We start from the raw sequence: 16542 nt of genomic DNA, 5'->3' as shown, positions 1-16542 counted from the left end.
CGCCCCTCCTGGCATTGATTCAGCCTGTCGGAACTGGTATTTAACCAGACTAATTATTTTGATGCGCGAAATTAATCGTTACAGGAAAAGCCAAAGCTGAATCGATTTTATGATTTGGTTCAATTCTTCCTTTAGCGGCATAATGTTTAATGACGTACGAAACGTCAGCGGTCAACACCCGCCAGCAATGGACTGTATTGCGCTCTTCGTGCGTCGCGTCTGTTAAAAACTGGCGCTAACAATACAGGCTAAAGTCGAACCGCCAGGCTAGACTTTAGTTCCACAACACTAAACCTATAAGTTGGGGAAATACAATGTTCCAGCAAGAAGTTACCATTACCGCTCCGAACGGTCTGCACACCCGCCCTGCTGCCCAGTTTGTAAAAGAAGCTAAGGGCTTCACTTCTGAAATTACTGTGACTTCCAACGGCAAAAGCGCCAGCGCGAAAAGCCTGTTTAAACTGCAGACTCTGGGCCTGACTCAAGGTACCGTTGTGACTATCTCCGCAGAAGGCGAAGACGAGCAGAAAGCGGTTGAACATCTGGTTAAACTGATGGCGGAACTCGAGTAATTTCCCGGGTTCTTTTAAAAATCAGTCACAAGTAAGGTAGGGTTATGATTTCAGGCATTTTAGCATCCCCGGGTATCGCTTTCGGTAAAGCTCTGCTTCTGAAAGAAGACGAAATTGTCATTGACCGGAAAAAAATTTCTGCCGACCAGGTTGATCAGGAAGTTGAACGTTTTCTGAGCGGTCGTGCCAAGGCATCAGCCCAGCTGGAAACGATCAAAACGAAAGCTGGTGAAACGTTCGGTGAAGAAAAAGAAGCCATCTTTGAAGGGCATATTATGCTGCTCGAAGATGAGGAGCTGGAGCAGGAAATCATAGCCCTGATTAAAGATAAGCACATGACAGCTGACGCAGCTGCTCATGAAGTTATCGAAGGTCAGGCTTCTGCCCTGGAAGAGCTGGATGATGAATACCTGAAAGAACGTGCGGCTGACGTACGTGATATCGGTAAGCGCCTGTTGCGCAACATCCTGGGCCTGAAGATTATCGACCTGAGCGCCATTCAGGATGAAGTCATTCTGGTTGCCGCTGACCTGACGCCGTCCGAAACTGCACAGCTGAACCTGAAGAAGGTGCTGGGTTTCATCACCGACGCGGGTGGCCGTACTTCCCACACCTCTATCATGGCGCGTTCTCTGGAACTGCCTGCTATCGTGGGTACCGGTAGCGTCACCTCTCAGGTGAAAAATGACGACTATCTGATTCTGGATGCCGTAAATAATCAGGTTTACGTCAATCCAACCAACGAAGTTATTGATAAAATGCGCGCTGTTCAGGAGCAAGTGGCTTCTGAAAAAGCAGAGCTTGCTAAACTGAAAGATCTGCCAGCTATTACGCTGGACGGTCACCAGGTAGAAGTGTGCGCTAACATTGGTACGGTTCGTGACGTTGAAGGTGCAGAGCGTAACGGCGCTGAAGGCGTTGGTCTGTATCGTACTGAGTTCCTGTTCATGGACCGCGACGCGCTGCCCACTGAAGAAGAACAGTTTGCTGCTTACAAAGCAGTGGCTGAAGCGTGTGGCTCGCAGGCGGTTATCGTTCGTACCATGGACATCGGCGGCGACAAAGAGCTGCCATACATGAACTTCCCGAAAGAAGAGAACCCATTCCTCGGCTGGCGTGCTATCCGTATCGCGATGGATCGTAAAGAGATCCTGCGCGATCAGCTCCGCGCTATCCTGCGTGCCTCGGCTTTCGGTAAATTGCGCATTATGTTCCCGATGATCATCTCTGTTGAAGAAGTGCGTGCACTGCGCAAAGAGATAGAAATCTACAAACAGGAACTGCGCGACGAAGGTAAAGCGTTTGACGAGTCAATTGAAATTGGCGTAATGGTGGAAACACCGGCTGCCGCAACAATTGCACGTCATTTAGCCAAAGAAGTTGATTTCTTTAGTATCGGCACCAATGATTTAACGCAGTACACTCTGGCAGTTGACCGTGGTAATGATATGATTTCACACCTTTACCAGCCAATGTCACCGTCCGTGCTGAACTTGATCAAGCAAGTTATTGATGCTTCTCATGCTGAAGGCAAATGGACTGGCATGTGTGGTGAGCTTGCTGGCGATGAACGTGCTACACTTCTGTTGCTGGGGATGGGTCTGGACGAATTCTCTATGAGCGCCATTTCTATCCCGCGCATTAAGAAGATTATCCGTAACACGAACTTCGAAGATGCGAAGGTGTTAGCAGAGCAGGCTCTTGCTCAACCGACAACGGACGAGTTAATGACGCTGGTTAACAAGTTCATTGAAGAAAAAACAATCTGCTAATCCACGAGATGCGGCCCAATTTACTGCTTAGGAGAAGATCATGGGTTTGTTCGATAAACTGAAATCTCTGGTTTCCGACGACAAGAAGGATACCGGAACTATTGAGATCATTGCTCCGCTCTCTGGCGAGATCGTCAATATCGAAGACGTGCCGGATGTCGTTTTTGCGGAAAAAATCGTTGGTGATGGTATTGCTATCAAACCAACGGGTAACAAAATGGTCGCGCCTGTAGACGGCACCATTGGTAAAATCTTTGAAACCAACCACGCGTTCTCTATCGAATCTGATAGCGGCGTTGAACTGTTCGTCCACTTCGGTATCGACACCGTTGAACTGAAAGGCGAAGGCTTCAAGCGTATTGCTGAAGAAGGTCAGCGCGTGAAAGTTGGCGATACTGTCATTGAATTTGATCTGCCGCTGCTGGAAGAGAAAGCCAAGTCTACCCTGACTCCGGTTGTTATCTCCAACATGGACGAAATCAAAGAACTGATCAAACTGTCCGGTAGCGTAACCGTGGGTGAAACCCCGGTTATCCGCATCAAGAAGTAATTCTTGCCGCAGTGAAAAATGGCGCCCATCGGCGCCATTTTTTATGCTTCCGTCAGCGGCGGCAAAATCAATTCATCGCTCTCATGCTGCTGGGTGTAGCGCATCACTTCCAGTACGCGCAACCCCGCGCGGTGCACCGCATCTGTTAACGCCTTCCCTTTCAGCAAACCACTGATAAGCTGAGCACAAAACAGGTCGCCAGTCCCTTTCAGGTCGGTTTTTACCCGTGAATGGGAAATGACATTCACGCTGTCGGCACTGACCACCACCACCTGCATCTCCTGATTTTCTTCATTACCGGAGGCGCTGGTAATCACCACCCATTTTAATGGGTCTGAAAGCAGACTTTTTGCGGCAGCAATGGCACTGTCGAGATCGCGGCAATTTTTACCGGTCAGGATTTCCAGCTCAAAGATATTGGGGGTAATTCCCTGCGCCAGCGGCAGTAAATATTGTCGATACGCTTCGGGAAGGTCAGGTTTGACATAAATTCCGCTATCAATATCGCCAATTACCGGATCGACCATGATCAATAGGTCAGGATGGTCTTTGCGTAGCGCAGTCAGCCACTCGGCAAGGATTTTGATTTGCGATGCCGTTCCCATATAGCCCGTGGTTACAGCACGAAGTTGGCGCAGCGCATCACGCTCCTGAAGCGCACGCAAATAGCCGCTAAACCATTCATCCGGAATCGCACCACCGTAGAAAGTGTCATAATGCGGCGTATTGCTCAGCAATACCGTCGGCACGGCAAAGACATTCAGGCCGTTCTGTTTTATAGCAGGCACTGCAATGCTGTTGCCTACGCTGCCGTACACTACCTGCGACTGCACGGCGACGATATCCGCCTGCAGCGCCCTACTCTTATCGTTAAACAACAACAAACTACTCATTTAATTTTTTCTCCTTGCCGATGATCCTCATCGTATTCCAACCGAAACTTTACCTGATTCTGGCAGTCAAATCGGCTATCACAAAACAAGGATAAGGTAATTCAATGAAGAAAATCATTTGTCTGGTCATTACACTACTAATGACACTCCCCGTTTACGCGAAGTTAACTGCCCATGAAGAAGCCCGCATCAACGCCATGCTGGAGGGATTAGCACAGAAAAAGGATTTGATATTTGTGCGCAACGGTGATGAACATACCTGCTATGAAGCGGTTTCTCATCTGCGTCTGAAGCTCGGCAATACCCGTAACCGCATTGACACTGCCGAGCAGTTTATTGATAAGGTTGCTTCGTCGTCATCGATTACCGGGAAGCCGTATATTGTGAAGATCCCCGGTAAGAGCGATGAGAACGCACAGCCTTTTTTACATGCGCTAATTGCGCAGACGGATAAAACGGTGCCTGCGCAATAATCTTAAATCCCCGCCCCCTGGCTAAAATGCTCTTCCCCAAACACCCCGGTGGAAAGGTAGCGATCGCCACGATCGCAGATGATCGCTACCACCACCGCACCAGGGTTAGCTTTTGCCACCCGCAGTGCTCCGGCAACCGCGCCGCCGGAGCTGACGCCACAGAATATTCCTTCCCGCACTGCCAGTTCGCGCATGGTGTTTTCCGCATCGCGCTGATGAATATCCAGCACCTCATCCACCAGAGAAGCATTGAAAATCCCCGGCAGATATTCCGCAGGCCAGCGGCGAATGCCGGGAATACTGCTGCCTTCTTCCGGCTGCAGGCCAACAATCGTTACTGGTTTGGATTGTTCGCGCATAAAGCGTGAAACGCCGGTGATAGTGCCGGTTGTTCCCATGCTGGAGACAAAATGGGTAATGCGCCCGCCGGTTTGCTGCCAGATTTCCGGCCCGGTAGTGGTGTAATGGGCGTAAGGGTTATCGGGATTATTAAACTGATCGAGCAGCTTTCCTTCGCCACGATTCGCCATCTCCAGCGCCAGATCGCGCGCACCTTCCATGCCCTGCTCTTTGGTGACAAGAATCAGTTCCGCACCATAAGCACGCATCGCCGCACGGCGTTCCTGGCTCATGTTGTCGGGCATCAGCAATTTCATGCGATAGCCTTTCAGCGCGGCAATCATTGCCAGCGCAATGCCGGTGTTACCACTGGTGGCTTCGATTAAGACATCACCCGGTTTAATTTCCCCGCGCTTTTCCGCCTCGACGATCATCGAAAGTGCCGCACGATCTTTCACCGAACCTGCCGGGTTATTGCCTTCCAGTTTTAACCACACTTCACTGCCGTTATCCGGCCCCATTCGCTGCAACTTCACCAGAGGCGTATTGCCTATTGTTTGTTCTAATGTACTCACGATCTCTATCCATACGTGGTGTTGCCTGATGCGACGCTTGCGCGTCTTATCAGGTCTACAGGTTACAAACCTTGCCATTAAAAAGCCCGGATCGCGGGAAGCGCCTCCGGGCGTTTAACATTCACTCAACCTATCAGGCGCTTTGTGCGAGAGCAAGTTCCTCATCTCGGGTTTCGATACGCTCGTCGCCGTTATACAGCCGCGCATGTTGCAGACCAACGAATAAACGCTCGCCACGCTGCGGGGCATCGTCGCCATGCATCACGACCGTCAGCGGTTCGTTGTACCACCCCAGCGGCTGCACCACTAATTGGGTGTAGTGACCTTTCGGGCTGGCTTCCAGTACCTGTACCGGCAGCGGCGAATCGAGACTGGTACGGCGGCTGATATCCACTTCCCACGGGCGCAGGAAGAGATCCACCGGACCCTGATACGCAGGTGTGTAGCCCAGCGGCCAGCGATGCGCGCCAACATGGAACTGCCCGCCGCGAATGGTTCCCTGCAGGCGGTTCACTTTGCCCATAAATTCGAGTACAAAACGGGTCGCTGGTTCGCGCCATACCTGATTCGGCGCATCAGCCTGTTCAATATTCCCCTGACTCATCACCACTACACGATCGGCTACTTCGGTCGCCTCTTCCTGGTCGTGGGTCACGAACACGCTGGTGAATTTCAGCTCTTCATGCAGTTGACGCAGCCAGCGACGCAGCTCTTTACGCACCTGCGCATCCAGCGCGCCAAACGGTTCATCAAGCAGCAGAATTTGCGGTTCTACAGCCAGCGCGCGCGCCAGCGCCACGCGCTGTTTCTGGCCGCCGGAAAGCTGTGCCGGATAACGATCTGCCAGATGAGCAAGCTGCACCATCTCCAGCAATTTTGTCACTTTCGCTTTGATGGCTGCGGCATTCGGGCGCTCGCGACGTGGCAGCACCGTCAGGCCAAAAGCGATATTGTCGAACACCGTCATATGGCGGAACAGCGCGTAATGCTGGAACACGAAACCGACCTTGCGATCGCGCGCGTGCAGGCGGCTGACGTCGGTGCCGTGGAAGCGAATATGCCCGCTGGTTTGATGCTCCAGCCCGGCGATAATGCGCAGCAGCGTGGTTTTCCCGGAACCGGACGGCCCCAGCAACGCGACCATCTGACCTGAAGGAATATCCAGTGAGATATCGTTCAGCACCTGGGTGCGACCAAACGACTTCTTAATATTGGCAATCTCAATGCTCATGATGTTCCTCCTGCTGTGCGCGTTTTTCCTGATTCTCCAGGCGCCACTGCAACATACTTTTTAAAAACAGGGTGATAATCGCCATCAGCGTTAACAGCGCCGCAGCGGTAAAGGAGCCGACGGTGTTGTAGTCCTGCTCCAGCAATTCAATCTGTAACGGCAGCGACAGGGTTTCGCCGCGAATCGAGCCGGAAACCACCGACACCGCGCCAAACTCGCCAATTGCGCGGGCGTTGGTCAACACCACGCCATAAAGCAGCGCCCAGCGGATGTTCGGTAATGTGACGCGACGGAACATCTGCCAGCCGGACGCGCCAAGCAAAATCGCCGCTTCGTCTTCCTGGCTGCCCTGGCTTAACATCACCGGCACCAGTTCGCGCACCACAAACGGACACGTCACGAAGATGGTGACCAGCACCATTCCCGGCCAGGAGAACATAATTTGCAGGTTATGCTCGTCGAGCCAACCGCCGAGCGGGCCGTTAGAGCCGTAGAACAGCAAATACACCAGACCGGCAACCACCGGCGACACGGCAAACGGAATGTCCAGCAGCGTCAGCAGCAACTGGCGTCCGGGGAAGTTAAAGCGCGTCACCAGCCACGCCAGTAGAATACCGAACACCAGGTTTACCGGTACGGCAATCAGCGCGATCATCACCGTCAGCCAGATGGCGTGCAGCATATCCGGATCGGCCAGATTCTGTAAAACAGGCATCAGCCCTTTGCTGAACGCCTGTACGAAGATATAAATCATCGGCACCAGCAGGATGAACGCCGATACCAGCATCCCGATGCCAATCAGAAACCATTTGCCCCAGTTAATCGGGCGCGCGTCATAACGCTTCAATTGTGTCACTTCCGCCATTAATGACCTACCACACGCCGACCAAAGCGACTTTGCAGAGTGTTAATTGAGAACAGCAGTATCAGGGATGCCGCGAGGATCACCGAAGCAATCGCGCTCGCCGCCGGGTAATCAAACTCCTGCAAGCGCACAAAAATCATCAGCGACGTCACTTCCGTCTTCCACGCGATATTTCCGGCGATAAAAATCACCGCGCCAAATTCACCAAGACTACGGGTAAACGACAGCGCCACGCCCGCCACCAGCGCCGGAGAAAGCTCCGGCAGCACCACTTTGCAGAAACTCTGCCAGCGCGTTGCACCAAGCGTTTCCGCCGCTTCTTCATATTCCGGGCCTAACTCTTCCAGCACCGGCTGCACGGTACGCACCACAAACGGAATGCTGGTAAAGGCCATCGCCACCGCAATCCCCAGCCATGTATAGGTGACTTTGATATCAAACTTCGCCAGCCATTCACCGTAAAAACCGTTTACGGAAAAGAGCGAGGCCAGCGTTAAACCGGCGACTGCCGTTGGCAGCGCAAAGGGTAAATCCATCAGCGCATCAAGCAGCGTGCGGCCCGGAAAGCGATAACGTGTTAAAATCCACGCCATCAGCAGACCGAAAACGCCGTTAAAAATCGATGCCACAAACGCCGACAGCAGCGTCACTTTGTAGGCCGCGACCACTTGTGGGTTGGTGATCACCTCCCAGTACTGCGCCCAGCTCATCTGAGCCAGCTGCATCACCAGCGCGGAGAGCGGCAGCAGCAAAATCAGGCACACAAACAGCAGACTGGTGCCGAGGCTTAAGGTAAAGCCCGGCAGCACGCGTCTTGATGAAACTGCAAACATCAGTTACGCCCCGCCGCTAACAGCTTGTCTAACTCGCCGCCGCTGGTGAAGTGGGTTTTCATCACTTCCGGCCAGGAGCCAAATTTGTCTTCCACGCGGAACAGCTCGGTCTGCGGGAATTTATCTTTCAGTTTGTCCATGACTTCCGGGTTATTTACGCGGTAGTAATAGTCGGTGATGATGGTCTGCGCCTGCGGGCTGTAGAGCCAGTTCAGGTAGGCTTTTGCTGCTTTTTCCGTACCGTTGGCCTGCACGTTTTTATCGACCCACGCCACCGGGAATTCCGCCAGAATATTGGTTTTCGGGATCACCACTTCAAAGCCCTGTGCTTCATACTGTTTACGGATGTTGTTCACTTCCGATTCAAAGCTAATCAGCACATCGCCCAGGCCACGCTCGGCAAAAGTGGTGGTTGCGCCACGACCGCCGGTATCGAACACTTCAACATTTTTCAGGAACTGGGTCATAAACTGTTCGGTTTTGGCTTTATCGCCACCGTCAGCTTTATCCGCTGCGCCCCATGCCGCCAGATAGGTATAACGCGCGTTACCCGACGTTTTCGGGTTCGGGAAAATCAGCTTCACGTCGGAGCGCACCAGGTCGTTCCAGTCGTGGATATTCTTCGGGTTGCCCTTACGCACCAGGAAGCCCATGGTGGAGTAGAACGGCGAGCTATTATTCGGCAGGCGCGACTGCCAGTCCGCCGGGATCAGCTTGCCTTTGTCATGCAGGATTTGTACGTCAGTCACCTGGTTATAAGTGACAACGTCGGCTTTTAAGCCCTGTAAAATCGCCAGCGCCTGTTTTGATGACCCGGCATGAGATTGTTTAATCGTCAGTTTGTCGCCGCCGTTATCTTTGGCCCATTGCTGTTCAAACGGCGGGTTCAGGGCGGCAAACAGCTCGCGGGAGACGTCATAAGAACTGTTCAGCAGTTCCGTTGCCTGTACATGGCCTGCCAGCAGCAGAGAAGCGACCAGCGCGAGTGAGTTCTTTTTCAGTAAGTTAACGGCCATTGCGCACCCTTATATATTTAATGACTTTCTAATAGCCATCATATTTATAACGGACGTGAAAGGAGTAACGGTTTTATATACCGTTTGGTGATTTGGAAGTTGAAAAGGGAATAAGAACCGGGTTTAAAACGAAATCCTCCCCACACATGCAGGGAGGAAACAGAGGTGAATCAGATACCGACGCTAACCGTCTCCGGCAGTGTGCTGCCGCCATCAATCACATTCTGTGTACCGGTTAAATAGCTGGATTCATCCGATGCGAGGAAGGCCGCCAGTTCGCCGACTTCCAGCGGATCGGCGAGGCGACGCATCGGGATTGCTTTCGCCATTTCAGTCAGCACCGACTCTGGATCTTCCGGGTTCGACTGGCGGGCAATGCTTTCCGCCATTGGTGTGCGCACGTATCCCGGGCAAATGGCGTTAACGCGAATACCAGACTGCGCGTACTCCACCGCCAGCGATTTTGTCAGGCCAACAATCGCCGCTTTCGTTAAGGCGTACGCCGTTTCGCCAGGATCGGCCACCATATCGCCAGTGACCGAAGACATCATCACAATGCGACCATCTTTGCGGGCAATCATCTCCGGCAGCACCGCCTTCGTGACGTTCCATACGCCTTTAATATTGATGTCAATATGGAAATCGCGATCGTCATCGCTCATATCGAGGAAACTGCCCAGACGACAAACGCCTGCGTTATTCACCAGGATATCAATGCGCCCTTCTTTTTCCTTCGCGCGTTTGATAGCTGCGGCTACCGACGCCGGGTCACGCACATCGGCGACAACCGCCGTACAGCGATGACCACGACCACACAGTTCGTCCGCCAGCTTTTCGATCTCAGGGGAGATATCCAGCAAGATTAGGTTTGCGCCATGACGCGCAAAAGTTCTGGCAATTCCTTCGCCAATTCCCTGCAATGCGCCCGTAATCAGTGCTGTCTTGCCCGTGAGTTTACCCATTTTAATGCTCTCCTTGTTAATACAGAGCGTTACACTCCATTCCCTCTGAAAATACAGGATAAACAAAATATTGCTGCGGATCAGCTCACTAATTCAGGAAAATCTCAATCCAGTCGCTGCTTTATGCATCATTTCAGGCGTTGTGTTAGCTCACTGCTGCGCTGAATCATTTTCAATGACTCCACATCATTGAGTTGCACAAGACCAACAAACAGTAAATCGGTAACAGAATTTTGCGCCGTGCGGGTAGACATCGACGAGCTACGCCATTCGGTTTCACCGGAAACGGTATCGAGCGTGAAATGCGCCAGCCGCCGCAGCGGAGAATCAGCCAGAGAAGTAATGGCAATCACCGTTGCCCCCTGCTTTCGTGCCGCTTCTGCGCATAAGACAATCTCTTTTTTACTGCCGCTGTAAGAGATAGCGATTTGTACATCGCCTTTTTTCAACGCCTGGGAAACGGTGGCTTGTACGTGCGTGTCGGCTTCGCAGGCCACGCGATAGCCAATTTTCATCAGTTTGAACGACAGATCGCGCCCCACCAGCGCCGATCCGCCCAGGCCCGTTATCTGGATAAACGGTGCTTTACTGATGACCTCAATGATTTTTTGCAGCCGCGCGTAGTCGAACAACGCACAGGTTTGCTCCAGCGCCAGCTCTTTTTCGCGATTCAATTTGCGGGCAATCACTTCCAGCGAATCATCACTGGTAATCGAACTGTGCAGGTGCAGCGCCGTGGCATTCGTTTTCTCCCGGCAGGCACTGTATTCGCCTATTAACGCCATACGCAATTCAGTAAATCCTTGCGCGCCGAGTTTTTGGGCAAATTTCACTATGCTCGACTGGCTAATGCCGAGCTGTTTCGCCATCTGCCGTGAAGAAACGGATTGCAGCTCACTCACGTTGGCCTGCAGAAAGTCAGCGATTTTTTGCTCGTTTTCGGTGAATTCACTCCCCGCATTGCTTATTTTCGTCAGGTACAACATCTTCCACTCTCCTGGGCTGGCAGCATAAATTCCGCTTAAGTTCTTATGACGCTCTTCACACTCTGCGAGTGTAGACTCAATGATTCCTTTAAGTCTGTCAATTCGGGATATATGATTCCATACATCTGCAATTATTTGATCGTAAATAGTAAGGTCACCACCGATGCAACTAGAAAAGATGATTACTGAAGGCTCGAACACCGCCTCGGCTGAAATTGACCGCGTATCGACGCTGGAAATGTGCCGGATTATCAACGATGAAGATAAAACCGTACCGCTTGCCGTTGAGCGCGTCCTGCCGGATATCGCCGCGGCGATCGATGTTATCCACGCCCAGGTCAGCGGCGGCGGTCGTCTGATTTATCTCGGTGCGGGAACATCCGGTCGTCTGGGGATTCTGGATGCCAGCGAATGTCCGCCCACCTACGGCGTGAAACCGGGTCTGGTGGTTGGTTTGATTGCTGGAGGCGAATATGCCATTCAGCACGCGGTGGAAGGCGCTGAAGATAGCCGGGAAGGTGGTGTTAACGATCTGAAAAATATTAATTTAACGGCACAGGATGTGGTGGTTGGCATTGCTGCCAGCGGTCGCACGCCGTATGTGATTGCCGGACTGGAATACGCACGCCAGCTCGGCTGCCGCACAGTGGGAATTTCCTGTAATCCGGGGAGTGCCGTTTCCACCACCGCCGAGTTTGCCATTACACCGATTGTAGGTGCCGAAGTGGTCACTGGTTCTTCGCGAATGAAAGCAGGCACAGCGCAGAAACTGGTGCTCAATATGCTTTCCACCGGGCTGATGATTAAATCTGGCAAAGTGTTCGGCAACCTGATGGTCGATGTGGTCGCCACCAACGAAAAACTGCATGTGCGCCAGGTCAATATCGTTAAAAACGCCACCGGATGTAATGCCGAACAAGCGGAAGCGGCGTTAATTGCCTGCGAGCGCAACTGTAAAACGGCCATTGTGATGGTGCTGAAAAATCTCGATGCCGCAGAAGCTAAAAAACGCCTGGATCAACACGGCGGCTTTATTCGTCAGGTTTTAGACAAGGAATAACCCATGGCCAAAGAGATCAGCAGTGAACTTCTGAACACCATTCTTACCCGTGTCGGCGGACCGGGAAATATCGCCAGTTGTGGTAACTGTATGACGCGCCTGCGTCTGGGTGTACATGACAGTTCACTGGTTGATCCCAATATCAAAACGCTGGAAGGCGTGAAGGGCGTCATTTTGACCAGCGACCAGGTGCAGGTCGTTTTTGGGCCTGGTAAAGCGCATCGTGCCGCAAAAGCGATGAGCGAGCTGCTGGGCGAGGCACCGGTACAGGATGCCGCAGAAATCGCCGCCCAGAACAAACGTCAGTTAAAAGCCAAACAAACCTCCGGCGTGCAACAATTTCTCGCCAAATTCGCCACCATCTTCACGCCGCTGATCCCCGGTTTTATTGCCGCCGGTCTGCTGCTGGGGATAGCGACGTTAATTGCCACGGTGATGCACGTTCCGGCAGATGCTCAGGGCACGCTACCCGACGCGCTGAATTTTATGAAGGTGTTCAGCAAAGGTTTGTTCACTTTCCTGGTGATTCTGGTGGGCTATAACGCCGCCCAGGCATTTGGCGGCACGGGCGTCAATGGCGCAATTATTGCCGCACTCTTTTTGCTCGGTTATAACCCCGCTGCAACCACCGGTTACTACGCCGGTTTTCACGATTTCTTTGGTCTGCCCATCGATCCGCGCGGCAATATTATCGGCGTGCTGATTGCCGCGTGGGCCTGCGCCCGCATTGAAGGCATGGTGCGCCGCTTTATGCCGGACGATCTCGACATGCTGCTGACCTCGTTAATCACCCTGCTGATCACCGCTACGCTTGCGTACCTGATCATTATGCCGCTGGGTGGCTGGTTATTCGAAGGTATGTCATGGCTGTTTATGCACCTGAACAGTAATCCGTTCGGTTGTGCGGTTTTAGCCGGGCTGTTCCTGATCGCCGTGGTATTTGGCGTGCATCAGGGCTTTATTCCTGTTTACCTCGCGTTAATGGACAGCCAGGGATTCAACAGCTTATTTCCCATCCTTTCAATGGCAGGCGCGGGCCAGGTGGGCGCGGCGCTGGCACTCTACTGGCGGGCGCAACCGCACAGTGCATTACGCAGTCAGGTACGCGGGGCGATTATTCCCGGTCTGCTGGGCGTTGGTGAACCGTTGATTTACGGCGTCACCCTGCCCCGCATGAAACCGTTTATTACCGCCTGTTTAGGCGGCGCAGCGGGCGGTTTGTTTATCGGCCTGATAGCCTGGTGGGGTCTGCCGATGGGCTTAAACAGCGCCTTTGGGCCGTCTGGTCTGGTGGCGCTGCCGCTGATGACTTCCGCACAAGGCATCCTTCCGGCAATGGCGGTTTATGCTGGCGGGATTCTGGTGGCATGGGTTTGCGGGTTTATTTTCACCACGCTCTTTGGCTGCCGTAACGTCAATCTGGACTGATATCATGAAACGGACAATGCTCTATCTTTCTCTGCTGGCTGTTAGTTGTAGCGTCAGCGCCGCAAAATACCCTGTTCTGACAGAAAGTTCGCCAGAGAAAGCAGGGTTCAACGTCGAACGGCTTAACCAGATGGATCGCTGGATTAGCCAGCAAGTGGACGCCGGTTATCCCGGCGTAAACCTGCTGATCATTAAAGATAATCAGATTGTGTATCGCAAAGCCTGGGGAGCGGCGAAAAAGTACGATGGCAGCGTGTTGATGGAACAGCCTGTCAAAGCCACCACCGGGACGCTGTATGACCTGGCCTCAAACACCAAAATGTACGCCACGAACTTCGCCCTGCAAAAGCTGATGAGCGAAGGCAAACTGCATCCTGACGATCGGATTGCGAAATATATTCCGGGGTTTGCCGATAGTCCAAATGACACCATTAAAGGCAAAAACACCCTGCGGATTTCTGACCTGCTGCATCACAGCGGCGGTTTCCCGGCAGATCCGCAATACCCGAATAAAGCGGTCGCGGGCGCGTTATATTCCCAGGATAAAGGCCAGACGCTGGAGATGATCAAGCGCACGCCGCTAGAGTATCAGCCCGGCAGCAAGCATATTTACAGTGATGTCGATTATATGCTGCTTGGATTTATCGTCGAGTCGGTCACCGGTCAGCCGCTTGACCGCTATGTTGAAGAGTCGATTTATCGCCCGCTCGGCCTGACACATACGGTATTTAACCCGCTGCTGAAAGGCTTTAAACCGCAACAAATTGCCGCCACGGAATTGAACGGCAATACCCGCGATGGCGTGATCCATTTCCCGAATATCCGCACCTCCACTCTCTGGGGTCAGGTGCACGATGAAAAAGCCTTTTATTCGATGGGCGGCGTTTCCGGGCACGCAGGTTTGTTTTCCAATACCGGCGATATTGCGGTGTTAATGCAAACGATGCTGAACGGCGGGGGCTATGGCGATGTGCAGCTGTTCAGTGCGGAAACGGTGAAGATGTTCACCACCAGCTCTAAGGAAGATGCCACTTTTGGCCTCGGCTGGCGCGTGAATGGTAATGCCACCATGACGCCGACGTTTGGCACGCTGGCAAGCCCGCAAACCTACGGTCACACTGGCTGGACCGGAACGGTGACCGTTATCGATCCGGTGAATCATATGGCGATTGTGATGTTAAGTAACAAGCCACATTCACCGGTTGCCGATCCGCAAAAGAATCCCAATATGTTCGAAAGCGGTCAGTTGCCAATTGCAACTTATGGTTGGGTGGTTGATCAGGTATATGCGGCGTTAAAGCAGTAATAAAAAGGCCAGTCAGTAATGTTACTGCCTGGCCTTTCATCATCGAATCAGAAACGCTTACAGCGCCATCAACTTGTCCAGCGACGGCGCGAAGTAATAGCCGCCAGTGACCGGTTTGGTGAAACGTAACATCGCATCACGCTTGCCATCGGTATCGCCAAACATGCTCAGCAGTTGCTGCTCAATGTTATGCAGACGCGCGCAGTAGGCGCAGAAGTACAGACCGTGAGTGCCACTGGCGGTGCCGTACGGCAGGCTCTGGCGAACAATCTTCAGTCCTTTGCCATCTTCTTTCAGATCAACGCGGGTCAGGTGAGAGGTTTCCGGACGTTCGTCGCCGTCAATCTCTTCGTTGGCCTCTTTGGTGCGCCCGATCATCATCTCCTGATCGTGAACGCTCATCCGGTTGAGCTGCTTCAGATTGTGCTCCCAACGCTGCACAAACACATAGCTGCCGCCCGCATCCACGCCGTCTTTGATAACCGCCACTTCGCGACGCGTCTCTTCACCCGCCGGGTTTTCTGTACCGTCAACAAAGCCGCTCAGGTCACGCTCTTCAACCCAACGGAAGCCGTGGATCTCTTCTTTCACTTCAATGCAGTCACCAAACGCTTCCATCGCCGCCTGAGCGACAGAGAAGTTCACGTCGTGACGCAGAGAAAGAATGTGGATCAACACATCGAACTGGGTCGTCGGCGCAAGGCCTTTACCGTAGCCCGGAAAATCTTTCAGCTCTTCAGCCCCAACGCCGCCGCTCAGAGCGCGCCAGGTGTTGTTACCAAAGGCAACCACCGCACCAAGATGCGCGTCCGGGAATTTCGCTTCAAAAGTTGCCAGTTTGTCGGCAAATGTTTTACTGGCCGCACGCAGGGCGTCAACTTCCCCTTTCACGTTAGCTTCGATCCAAATCGCCGCGCGGCAATGTTCTGGCAAAATGCCACTCTGAACCTGAGACATTGTTCCTCCTGAAAATAAGAATGCCACGCAATCCGTGGCATTGTTGAGCGCTATTTTACGTGTTTTTTCGCGGCGGCGGTTTGTTCAGACGCAAATTAACGCCGCCAGATAATTTTACTGACTTTCCAGTTTTTCAGGGTATCGTCCGAAGGCATTAACCCTTCAGGACCACGCCATTCCCCGCTGAACTGGTAGCTAATATGTTGACTGCCTTCGGCTTTACATTCGACGGCACGGTTATCATCACCATCAGCTTTTTGGCAATTGCCAAATGCTTTGCTGTAAAGGTCGCTAAACGGTGTACCGATTTTAACACCGGTGTCAGCAGGAATATCGCTATCCAGCACGTCAATGCGACTGATCGTGCCTTGATCGCCGTTAATCACCATCGCCACGTTGTCGCCCTTCATCACTTCAAAAAAGCGCACCACGTTGCCGTTCGCGGTTTTCATTCCGCTGCGCAGGCGATAATCGCCATCAAGCGCATCGGCAATGGCTTGTTCTTGCAGTGGTGTGGACGCCGTTAATTCACCAACGCCCTGCTCGCTCACTTTGGTGGACGACCCAAACCAGTTCCACGGGTTAGCGGCAGACCAGTTAACTGACGACATCGTGGAACAGCCGGTCAGCATCAATGGCATAGCGCATAACATTAAACGCAGCGATTTCATGTCACTTCCTTTGGTTATTCAATAACGTTGCTTGGAGTGCAAATTCACCAAAA

17 protein-coding genes are annotated in these 16542 nt (G+C 52.7%); 7 read left to right on the top strand and 10 right to left on the bottom strand.

Annotation, left to right across the window (positions count from 1 at the left end; all coding sequences use genetic code 11):
- Positions 1-314 precede the first annotated feature (314 nt).
- Genes ptsH through crr form a run of 3 tightly spaced genes read left to right on the top strand, consistent with a single transcriptional unit; the run spans position 315 to position 2894 of the window.
- Positions 315-572, top strand: coding sequence for a phosphocarrier protein Hpr (ptsH, locus tag HGD79_RS22755; protein ID WP_000487600.1), 258 nt, complete (start codon positions 315-317; stop codon positions 570-572).
- A gap of 44 nt (positions 573-616) precedes the next feature.
- On the top strand, positions 617-2344 hold the full coding sequence (ptsI, locus tag HGD79_RS22750; protein WP_000623136.1) for a phosphoenolpyruvate-protein phosphotransferase PtsI: 1728 nt from the start codon (positions 617-619) through the stop codon (positions 2342-2344).
- 40 nt (positions 2345-2384) lie between these two features.
- On the top strand, positions 2385-2894 hold the full coding sequence (gene crr, locus HGD79_RS22745; protein ID WP_000522247.1) for a PTS glucose transporter subunit IIA: 510 nt from the start codon (positions 2385-2387) through the stop codon (positions 2892-2894).
- Positions 2895-2935: 41 nt separating this feature from the next.
- Here the strand turns inward: crr and pdxK are convergent, their stop codons facing one another.
- Positions 2936-3787 carry a pyridoxine/pyridoxal/pyridoxamine kinase gene (gene pdxK, locus HGD79_RS22740; protein ID WP_000096645.1) on the bottom strand — a complete coding sequence of 284 codons (852 nt, stop codon included), beginning with the start codon at positions 3785-3787 and terminating at the stop codon, positions 2936-2938.
- A gap of 104 nt (positions 3788-3891) precedes the next feature.
- On the opposite strand from pdxK, the gene HGD79_RS22735 reads away from it, so the two are divergent.
- On the top strand, positions 3892-4260 hold the full coding sequence (locus HGD79_RS22735) for a YfeK family protein (protein WP_000719963.1): 369 nt from the start codon (positions 3892-3894) through the stop codon (positions 4258-4260).
- Positions 4261-4262: 2 nt separating this feature from the next.
- Here HGD79_RS22735 and cysM read toward each other — a convergent pair whose 3' ends face one another.
- From cysM to murR, 7 genes are all read right to left on the bottom strand, one after another.
- A complete protein-coding gene (cysM, locus tag HGD79_RS22730) occupies positions 4263-5174 on the bottom strand; it encodes a cysteine synthase B (protein ID WP_001297645.1) in 912 nt (303 codons plus the stop codon).
- A gap of 133 nt (positions 5175-5307) precedes the next feature.
- The gene (cysA, locus tag HGD79_RS22725; protein ID WP_168848510.1) at positions 5308-6405 is read right to left on the bottom strand and encodes a sulfate/thiosulfate ABC transporter ATP-binding protein CysA; all 1098 of its coding nucleotides are present in this window, start codon (positions 6403-6405) and stop codon (positions 5308-5310) included.
- Positions 6395-7270: a sulfate/thiosulfate ABC transporter permease CysW gene (gene cysW, locus HGD79_RS22720; RefSeq protein ID WP_000852686.1), complete on the bottom strand. Its 876-nt coding sequence runs from the start codon at positions 7268-7270 to the stop codon at positions 6395-6397. Before cysW ends, cysA begins: the two co-directional genes overlap by 11 nt.
- On the bottom strand, positions 7270-8103 hold the full coding sequence (cysT, locus tag HGD79_RS22715; protein WP_000458405.1) for a sulfate/thiosulfate ABC transporter permease CysT: 834 nt from the start codon (positions 8101-8103) through the stop codon (positions 7270-7272). Before cysT ends, cysW begins: the two co-directional genes overlap by 1 nt.
- Complete coding sequence (gene cysP, locus HGD79_RS22710) at positions 8103-9119, bottom strand: thiosulfate/sulfate ABC transporter substrate-binding protein CysP (protein ID WP_000290223.1); 1017 nt, start codon at positions 9117-9119, stop codon at positions 8103-8105. The genes cysT and cysP overlap by 1 nt, the downstream gene beginning before the upstream one ends.
- Before the next feature lie 170 nt (positions 9120-9289).
- Positions 9290-10081, bottom strand: a complete 792-nt coding sequence (gene ucpA / locus HGD79_RS22705; protein ID WP_000517431.1) for an SDR family oxidoreductase UcpA — start codon at positions 10079-10081, stop codon at positions 9290-9292.
- Between the two features lie 128 nt (positions 10082-10209).
- On the bottom strand, positions 10210-11067 hold the full coding sequence (gene murR, locus HGD79_RS22700; protein ID WP_168848509.1) for an HTH-type transcriptional regulator MurR: 858 nt from the start codon (positions 11065-11067) through the stop codon (positions 10210-10212).
- A 163-nt stretch (positions 11068-11230) separates the two neighbouring features.
- Between murR and murQ the strand changes: the two genes are divergently transcribed.
- From murQ to pbp4b, 3 genes are read left to right on the top strand one after another with little or no spacing between them, the layout of a single operon-like run.
- Positions 11231-12127, top strand: a complete 897-nt coding sequence (gene murQ, locus HGD79_RS22695; RefSeq protein ID WP_001175648.1) for an N-acetylmuramic acid 6-phosphate etherase — start codon at positions 11231-11233, stop codon at positions 12125-12127.
- A 3-nt stretch (positions 12128-12130) separates the two neighbouring features.
- Positions 12131-13555: a PTS N-acetylmuramic acid transporter subunit IIBC gene (gene murP, locus HGD79_RS22690; protein ID WP_001040482.1), complete on the top strand. Its 1425-nt coding sequence runs from the start codon at positions 12131-12133 to the stop codon at positions 13553-13555.
- Between the two features lie 4 nt (positions 13556-13559).
- Entirely contained in the window at positions 13560-14861 is a 1302-nt protein-coding gene (gene pbp4b / locus HGD79_RS22685) for a penicillin binding protein PBP4B (RefSeq protein ID WP_001299057.1), read from the top strand.
- 57 nt (positions 14862-14918) lie between these two features.
- Here pbp4b and yfeX read toward each other — a convergent pair whose 3' ends face one another.
- Together yfeX and HGD79_RS22675 are read right to left on the bottom strand one after the other, a co-directional pair.
- The gene (gene yfeX / locus HGD79_RS22680; RefSeq protein WP_000084590.1) at positions 14919-15818 is read right to left on the bottom strand and encodes a porphyrinogen peroxidase; all 900 of its coding nucleotides are present in this window, start codon (positions 15816-15818) and stop codon (positions 14919-14921) included.
- Between the two features lie 95 nt (positions 15819-15913).
- Positions 15914-16489 carry an RpoE-regulated lipoprotein gene (locus HGD79_RS22675; RefSeq protein ID WP_000838944.1) on the bottom strand — a complete coding sequence of 192 codons (576 nt, stop codon included), beginning with the start codon at positions 16487-16489 and terminating at the stop codon, positions 15914-15916.
- Positions 16490-16542: the final 53 nt, after the last annotated feature.

Source organism: Escherichia sp. SCLE84 (assembly GCF_012584495.1).
Taxonomy (GTDB): Bacteria; Pseudomonadota; Gammaproteobacteria; order Enterobacterales; family Enterobacteriaceae; genus ECMA0423.
This window is presented reverse-complemented; position numbering and strand designations above follow the sequence as displayed.